This is a genomic window from Floccifex porci (genome assembly GCF_009696175.1).
GTDB lineage: Bacteria > Bacillota_I > Bacilli_A > Erysipelotrichales > Erysipelotrichaceae > Floccifex > Floccifex porci.
Window position 1 is genome coordinate 23,723 of sequence record NZ_VUMM01000022.1, and the last position, 8,436, is coordinate 32,158.

9 protein-coding genes are annotated in these 8,436 nt (G+C 34.7%); all 9 read right to left on the reverse strand.

Going from position 1 to position 8,436, the window contains the following annotated elements; all coding sequences use genetic code 11:
- Positions 1–57: 57 nt before the first annotated feature.
- The 9 genes from FYJ50_RS08825 to FYJ50_RS08865 all read right to left on the reverse strand — a co-directional run bounded on the left by FYJ50_RS08825 (position 58) and on the right by FYJ50_RS08865 (position 8,131).
- Positions 58–993 (reverse strand): nucleotidyltransferase family protein, encoded by a 936-nt coding sequence (locus FYJ50_RS08825; protein WP_338083011.1) that lies wholly within the window; start codon positions 991–993, stop codon positions 58–60.
- A 216-nt stretch (positions 994–1,209) separates the two neighbouring features.
- Entirely contained in the window at positions 1,210–1,872 is a 663-nt protein-coding gene (locus tag FYJ50_RS10835; RefSeq protein WP_154461142.1) for a LytTR family transcriptional regulator DNA-binding domain-containing protein, read from the reverse strand.
- Between the two features lie 17 nt (positions 1,873–1,889).
- Positions 1,890–3,245, reverse strand: coding sequence for an exopolysaccharide biosynthesis polyprenyl glycosylphosphotransferase (locus FYJ50_RS08835; RefSeq protein ID WP_154461144.1), 1,356 nt, complete (start codon positions 3,243–3,245; stop codon positions 1,890–1,892).
- A gap of 29 nt (positions 3,246–3,274) precedes the next feature.
- Complete coding sequence (locus tag FYJ50_RS08840) at positions 3,275–4,771, reverse strand: LCP family protein (RefSeq protein WP_154461145.1); 1,497 nt, start codon at positions 4,769–4,771, stop codon at positions 3,275–3,277.
- Complete coding sequence (locus tag FYJ50_RS08845; RefSeq protein ID WP_154461146.1) at positions 4,771–5,325, reverse strand: hypothetical protein; 555 nt, start codon at positions 5,323–5,325, stop codon at positions 4,771–4,773. The genes FYJ50_RS08840 and FYJ50_RS08845 overlap by 1 nt, the downstream gene beginning before the upstream one ends.
- Entirely contained in the window at positions 5,326–6,036 is a 711-nt protein-coding gene (locus FYJ50_RS08850) for a CpsD/CapB family tyrosine-protein kinase (RefSeq protein WP_154461147.1), read from the reverse strand. It lies immediately after the preceding gene.
- A complete protein-coding gene (locus FYJ50_RS08855) occupies positions 6,036–6,803 on the reverse strand; it encodes a tyrosine-protein phosphatase (protein WP_154461148.1) in 768 nt (255 codons plus the stop codon). Before FYJ50_RS08855 ends, FYJ50_RS08850 begins: the two co-directional genes overlap by 1 nt.
- 1 nt (position 6,804) lies before the next feature.
- Positions 6,805–7,524 (reverse strand): YveK family protein, encoded by a 720-nt coding sequence (locus FYJ50_RS08860; protein WP_154461149.1) that lies wholly within the window; start codon positions 7,522–7,524, stop codon positions 6,805–6,807.
- Between the two features lie 118 nt (positions 7,525–7,642).
- A complete protein-coding gene (locus FYJ50_RS08865; RefSeq protein WP_154461150.1) occupies positions 7,643–8,131 on the reverse strand; it encodes a transcription termination/antitermination NusG family protein in 489 nt (162 codons plus the stop codon).
- Positions 8,132–8,436: the final 305 nt, after the last annotated feature.

An 8,436-nucleotide genomic window follows, 5' to 3' on the forward strand; every position in this document is an offset into this window, starting at 1 on the left:
GGTTTTATGGATTAGAGGTTTAGTGGGTGATAGGTGTTGTGCTTGAGTTGTTTTTTATCAAAACTCTTCCGGATATAATCCTTCTTTAACCAATCTCTCAATGTTCTTCCTAACAGTCGGACCATCTTCCTTATAGGTCATGCCGTACCAGGTATCATTGCTCTTTAGCACCTTCACATCTATTGCCTTCTTCTCAAGCAATTCTCCAATATAAGTCGGAATCAGGAATTCTCCCTGACCGCCATTCTCAAAGAACTCTACAAAGCCTTTTTCAAGCAAATCCATGAACTCTGGTCTCAACCCCCACATATTCATGGAAACTAAACTTTCCATATCCAGTTCTGTGTTCTTGCTGATTCCCTTTGTTTCAACAACTTCTTTGAGCCAGCCATCTTCCTCAACACAGATGCCTCTGGTAACAGTACCGTTATCGGATAATGTATTCTTAAGAACAAATCCTGCCATGCAACAGTTTCCACCGTTCTTTAAATATTCAGCCAGCTTCACAAATCCTTCTTTACCGTAGTAATCATCAGCATTGATAACTACAAATGGTTCGTGAATCTTATCCTTCGCTGCAAGAATGGCCTGTCCAGTCCCCCAAGGCTTAGTTCTATTTATTGTTTTTTCTTTGTACTTCTTAGGCACATCTTCTATTTCCTGAAATGCATATTCTATCTGAATTCCCTTGTTCTTCATTCTCTGACCAATAACTTCATCAAAATCCGCAAGGAGATCTTTTCTAATTACAAACACAACCTTGTTGAATCCGGCTTCCATCGCATCATAGATGGAATAGTCCATAATGATATGCTCTCTGGCATCTACAGGCTCTAACTGTTTTATGCCGCCACCAAATCGACTACCAATCCCTGCTGCCATAATTAACAATGTTAAATTCATTTCTTTCATATCCTCTCTGCCTTCTCGGGCATTCTTCTTTTCTTTCACACTCTCTGGTGCGGTATGTCTTCTTCCTTTTACCCCATTCACCCAGTCTCCTTTATCTTTTCTAATATTTAGACTTGGATTTTGAATAGTAGAATCAAATCACTATCAAAATGACTGAAATATATATCTTTTATAAATACACATAAAAAAAGACCATTCGGTCTTAATTAAAAATATATACGTATACCATTCATCTCATGAATAGTATACGTAACTTTGTAATACTAATTCTTATTCCCTTACTTAAAGCTATAGACATTATTCATACATACCTTTGAACTGTTTCATGTATTTTCTTGAGATGGGTACGTATGTTCCATCCACTAACTGAATTTTATCTCTGGTAACTGTTTTAAAATGATTTTTGTTTACTAAAAAAGAAACATGTATCCGTATAAAATCTTCAATGACTTCTTCTTCAAAGTCATCAATGTGTTTATACGTTATCCACGTTTCTCCATTTTTCATATGAATAATTGTTCTTCTTTTATCTCTTTCAAAATATAAAATATCTTTAGCTTTCTGTACAATCAATGTACTTTTCCAGCTAAAATATACAAATTTTTCGTTCTGAAACCGATTTTCACATAATTTTAAAGCTTGTTCTACATAAGATAAATCTTCTTTAAATATAAATGAAATATGTTCCACTTCATATACTTTATAAGAATCATGTAGATCATCACTCACAAATACGATTCCAATATTCTGAAACTTTTCTTTAATTTCTTTACTTTTTTCTAACCAGTTTTCTAAACTTAAATCAATAAAAATACAGTCAATACAAAAATTACGCCTATTCTTTAAAAAACTATCAAAAGTACTATATTTTTGAATAATTGATGTATCGAGTAATGTATCAACTTTCTCCGATATTTTATTCAATAATAAATGATCTTTTGATATAATCCCCACATTCACACTAGGTCACCTCTTCTCTACTTAGCCCCTAATTTTTGAAATACGGTTTTAAAAGTACGTACCAGTAACTGTATATCTAAATCAATGTTCCAGTTACGATAGTAATATTCATCCAGTTCCAGTCTTTCATCAAAGCCAATTTCACTTCTTCCATGTGTTTGCCACATTCCTGTAATTCCCGGTTTGGATTTGATGATGGTGGAATAGGATTCTTTCATATCTTCAATTTCTCTGAATAAATAAGGTCTTGGTCCAATTAAAGACATATCTCCTTTTAATACATTGATAAACTGTGGAAATTCATCCAGTGAACTTTTTCTTAAGAAGTTTCCAGCTTTGGTTACCCTTGGATCGTTTTCCAGTTTCTTATTGGTCAGATATTCTTCTTTAATAGCTGGATCGTTTTCCATCAGTTCTTCCAGTATCTTTTCCGCTCCGACGACCATCGATCGATATTTATACATCTTAAAGGCTTTCCCGTCTTTTCCGATTCGATCCTGTGTAAAGAAGATTGGTCCCTTATCCTTACATTTTCGATTGTAGATCCAGACAAAGATCGTTAATGGAATCAGTATCAGACAGCCAGCCAGTCCAGCGGCTATATCAATGCATCGTTTCAGAAACAGATCCACAATTGAACTGTCTCCTGTGGATGTATTGACCAGTACCAGTCCATCAAAGTTCTGCGGTTTTGAATTAAACGTAAACTGTCCTTCAATATGGGGTACATATTTGATGTTGTTTACTTTATCTTCCACTAAAGAAATCAGATAGTTCATCTCTTTCTTAGATAGTCCTGGAATGGTAAAGATACAGGAATCGATACAGTTTCTTTTTAAATAATCCTGTACATCTCTCAAGAAAATAATTTTATCTTCATTAACCAATGCATCCTGTTTATGAGTGATCTTCTCACTTTCATTGCAGTTCACAAAGGCTTCAACTTCCATCATTGAAAAACGATTCCCATTGATGACTCTCTCTACTTCTCTGGCATTTTTTCCAATCCCAAACACAAGGATGCGATTTTTATATCTATCTCTCAATCGGATTCTTATTGTTCTTGTACAGACTATTACCAATATAAAAGAACAAATAGTCATCAGAATCAGTTTTAATACATAATAAAATGTATACATGGTACGTGGTGCAATGATAAAACAGAAGACAAAATACAGGATATGGGATTTGATCAGCAAGTTGATCTCATCCCATATCAGTATTGAATTTCCTTTATATCTTCCACTCATATACTGGACCACAAAATAAGCCAGTAAATATTTTCTCCAGTAGATATTAAACTGAAAAATATATAATAATAAACAGGTCAGAATCATTTCACATATGATTTCTACCTTACTTATCTTATTCACTTCAAATTCCTTCTCTTCTCTTTTTTTATTTATTCAGATGTCGCATCTTTTGAATTGACATAGGGAGGTGTTTCTCCATTCATGATGGATTGAATATCCGCTTTGGCATTATTGATCGTTGTTTCATCCGGATACATGACATAGGCATAGTCTCCCAGTTCATACGCAAAGTCGGTTCCTCCCGATCCATTTAAACTGTACGTATAGATTGACCAGGATCCTCCTTCATTTAACTGCTGTTTAACCAGGGCAAAAACCTGATTCATATCCATATTGGTCTGAATGAGATCCGACATCGTTTCCATGATTTCAGAGAAATTACTTAATAAGGCAGGAGAAACCATCTTTTTAATAATGGCGGTCAATACCTGCATCTGGTTCTTTCCTCTCTGTCGGTCTCCGTCGCTGTAGGCATATCGTTCTCTGGCATATCCCAATGCGCATTCTCCATTTAAGTGGTTATTTCCTTCATAAACGGTACATGTTGTATTCCCATTCCCAACATTTTCAATGGTCTGTGAAGAATAGATATCAATTCCATCCAAAAGATCTACGATGGTTCTTACCGTCTTGAAATTGACTCTTACGTTATAGTTGATTTCAATGGACAGCAGATTTTCAATGGTTCTTTCCGTTGTTGCCACTCCATGCCATCCGGTATGGGTCAGCTTATCTTTCTGTCCGTTTCCGCATCCTGCCGAAGCATCGCATACCGTTGTGACATAATAGTCTCTTGGTATGGACAACATAAAGATCTGTTTCGTTGTCGGATTGACGGTAATGACCATATTGACATCGCTTCTGGAATCTCCATCATCAAAGCCTTCTGTTCTTGTATCGATTCCACTGATCAGTACGCTGAATGGTTCTTTGATGACATCAATATCCTCTACAGTATTTTCCTTATCGACATAGTAGATATAGCTGTATACTTCTCTTATATCGTCTTCAAAATTCTCAAAGCCTTCATAGTCTTCAATGGTATCCAGATACATCTGATCGATACAGATACAGTCAATGGCCTGTCCTTTAAAATCCTTTACCAGTTCAATCGAAGATGTATATTCTTTGATCTCGATTTCCTGGTTCAGTTTATTCAGACAGATATCGACATTTTCTCGATTGTTGTTTGTCAGGATTCCAATCGTTCTTCCCTTCAGATCTTTCTCTTCCTTAACTGCACTCATCTTTAAAGCATAGATACTGATGATCTTTTTTGTCTTTGTATCGCTAGTTGAAATCTTCATAATGGAATCCACTGTTTCTGTAATATATTTGATTCCAAATCCGGAAGTAAAGATCAATACAATCGATAAGATACAGGCAATGATTTTTGTGAACAGTTTCTTTGCCTTAACCCACAACAGTACGCTTAATAAACAGACACATAAAAAGGCCACACATAGTGGCACTAAGATTTTTATTGGCAGGATATCGATCTGTATGATCTTAAATAAAAATACAATACTTAAAATCAGTACGATGATACTGATATACGTTCCTGGATTCTTTAATAACTTTTTCATTAGATTGAATACGAAGAAGTTGCGACAAAACTATTTGGATCTACGGTTGTAACATAGGTTACTCCTTCTCCAAAATCAAAGCGAACCACCAGCTGACCTTCTTCCATCGTTACCTGAACATTTTGAGGAGCGCTTGTATCAATTCCCATATTGATACAGGCAGCTTCCAAGGCTCTCTGTTTTGCATCCTCAGAAATTTCATCTTTCTTTTCTTCGGCTGGTTTTTCTTCGGCTGGTTTTTCTTCAGGCTCCGGTTGAACTTCTTCTTCCTCTTTCTTTTCTTCTTCTACGTTTTCATTGGCAATGGATTGATAGTCTCTATCTTTAATTCGACCATCTTTACCAATTTTGTATTCATAATGACCCGTAGCCGTTTCAAATATAATATAATAATTCCCTTTTTTTTCTTCCTTTGATAAAGAAGTAATTTCTTCTTTACTGACATTGGAATCGTCCATCGCAACAATGACACTGTCTTCTAAAGTCGCTTCGATTCCGCTTTGACAGGCACATAAAGAAAACAGACAAATCAGACATAAAATCAGCTTTTTCATTTATTTTGATCTCCTTCTTTTCTTTTTGGGCTCATCTTCACCATAACCATAATAGTTATAGTGTTTCTGTTCAAAATCTTCTACTTTTGTCAGACACACTCCCATCAGTTTGGCTCCATTTCGCTGCAGGTCTCTAACTGCTTCTCGAGCTCTTCTTTTATCGGTATCCTTAGCAGAAACCACAAACAGGGTTCCATCACTGGCATTGGCCACTGGAATCACATCCGAGCAGGCAGTGATTGGAGGACAGTCGATTATGATAAAATCAAATTCCTGTCTGGCTACCTGTAAGAATCTGGCAAACCGATTGGAGCTTAACAGTTCCAGAGGATTAGGAACTCTGGATCCGGCTGATAAAAAATACATCTGTCGTCCTGTTTTGGTCTGCAGCACTTTTAATTCTTCACTTTGAATTATGCTTGTATGTTCATCAAAATGGGACAATAGATTGGACAATCCTGTCACATTGCTTGTTTTAAACATTCTATGCAGTGTACTGTTTCTTAGATCACAATCAATCAACAGTACATTTCGATATTTATCCGCACAGATTCTTGCCAGATTGGATGCGATCGTACTTTTTCCTTCATTTGGATTGGTACTGACCGTATTGATCACCTGAATGTTTTCATCCATTCTTGAAAATTCTATATTGGTCCTTAACTGTCTATAGACTTCATCCAGATCAAACTGATTGATTTTCTTTGCCATCAACTCTTCCTCCTGAAGAAACCTTTCTTTGGCTTCATTTCTTTTATATCCCTGTTGGATAAGATCGCATATGGATTTTCCACCATCAATAGCTCTGCATTTTCCTTACCCATTTTCTTCTCTACTTTTTCATATACATCACTTAACACAGAAACTCTTCGACCACTGGCTCTATGACAGTCACTGGCAATCACATGTGCATATCCCTTTTTTAACAGTTCCCATGCATTCTTTTCAATTGTACTTCCATGAATTCCTAATAAAGAAGAACGATTCACCTGAAAGACATATCCTTTTTCTTTCCAGTCTTCTATAATTTCAAGATCCAGACCATCCTGAAAATATCGTTCCACATGAGCAATACATGGAACGTATCCTTTTACTTCAATTTCATATAAATATTCATTAAAATCTTCAATTTTATGAATGTCTTTTCGTACATCAAATTCACACAATATATATCGACTCTGATTTAACGATTCAAATACATTTTCTTCTAAAAGCTGATATACATCTGCATTTAAAAACAATTCACAACCAAAAGCCAGCTGAATTCCATATTCATTTGATATCTTTCTGGCTTCTCTCTGTCTATTTCTAACTTCCTTAAATTTATCTTTATTCAGCTGATTTCCAATAAAATGAGGAGTGGAACATATAATTTTGATCCCATCTTCTTTTGCCATCTGAAAAGCACTTCTCATTCCACTTTCATCTGGCATACCATCATCCAATCCCCATACGATATGTGAATGAATATCGATCATATTAATCCTTTATCACTGGTAATTCACAGAATACCGGTAAATTCAAATATTTTTCTGCTTCTTCTTTTGATTTTAATCTTGTATTTGTTAATACTTTTAAAACCACAATCAAAGCATCGATCACAAAACCAGCAGCAGCTCCGATTAAAATATTTTTCTTTACATTAGGACCACTTGGTTCATAAGACAATTTTGCCTTATCCACAATTTCAATATTTTTCAGATTTAAGTTTTCCTGCATTGTATCAATAAATACATTTACCATTGAATTGACTATATTTTTTGATAATTTAGGATCCAATGTAGTGGCTTCCACCTTTACCAGTGTTGTATTTGTATCATTAGAAACTTCAATCTGATCTCTAAGATCTTCAACGGATTCCATACCCGTTTGTTTTGCCACTTCCGATAGTATATTATCCTGTACAAGTAAAGCCATTACATTATTAACCAGTTTTTCATTTGAAGTCTGAGATGTATAATCCACAACCCCACTTTCACTAATAGAAGGAGTTAAAAATATAGTGGAACTGGATGTATATTTTGGTGCAATAAAGAATTTTGATATCACACCGGCTAAAATGGCACATAAAATCACAATGACAACCAGTAAACCAAACTGTTTTTTGATAACCTGCCATATTTCCACTAAATCAATTTCTACATCTTCATTTTTATCTTCCTCTTGCCAGGAATTCACATTCATAAAATCTTGATTCATTCTCTTTTCCTTTCACTAAAAAATACTCTTCCCCCTAAATACAGGGAAAAGAGCCCATCTACTACACTATTGACCACACTTGAAAGAAGGCGGTAAACCTGTCTCTTCTTTTAAATGTTTACTCACTTACTGTAATGCCTGATTTCCATTGTTGATTTTCAAAGAAATAAAGATCTAACCACAATAAACGATTATGACGATCCACTTTGGTCACATAGTCTTCAAATCCAACTAAAGGACCTGAATCAATTACTAATTTTTTATTTTCTAAATGTCCATAAGACATTCTTAAAATTCCTTTATCGTCCAATAAACGTTTAAGTACCGCAATTTCTTCTTTTGTTAAAGCAGAAGTCCCTTTATAACGAAGTTCTCTGATCAGTCCTTTTTTCACTTCCATATTCTGTATTAAAGAATAAAAAGAAACCTGATCCAGATTGCTTTCCACAAATACATAACCAGGAAACAAAGCTTTCAGAGCAAGTCCATCTATATCTCTTCGATAGTACTCAAATTTCGGACTGTATGCCTTTAATCCTTCCCTCTCTAATAAGGATACAAGTACATCCTGATTCTGCATCTGAACAAACAAAATATAATAATTCATAATCAACCCTGACTTATCAATCCCATTTATTTTATCAAATTTCTTATATCGAGATATGACATCTTTTTACACCAAATGTTTGATTTATTACATTTAAAAGTTATTAATTAAGCAATTCTTTAATAAATGAATAAAAAACGACATTTTTCTTAAATTTTATTTAAATTTTATAAAACTTAAGAAATGATATGTACCCTCCAAACTGGACAATAAGCCAGTAAGGAGGGTTTTTATATGAAGTATACATGGCAGTTTAAACTTGAATGTGTAAAGAATTATAAGAAAGGCATTACTACACCTGTACC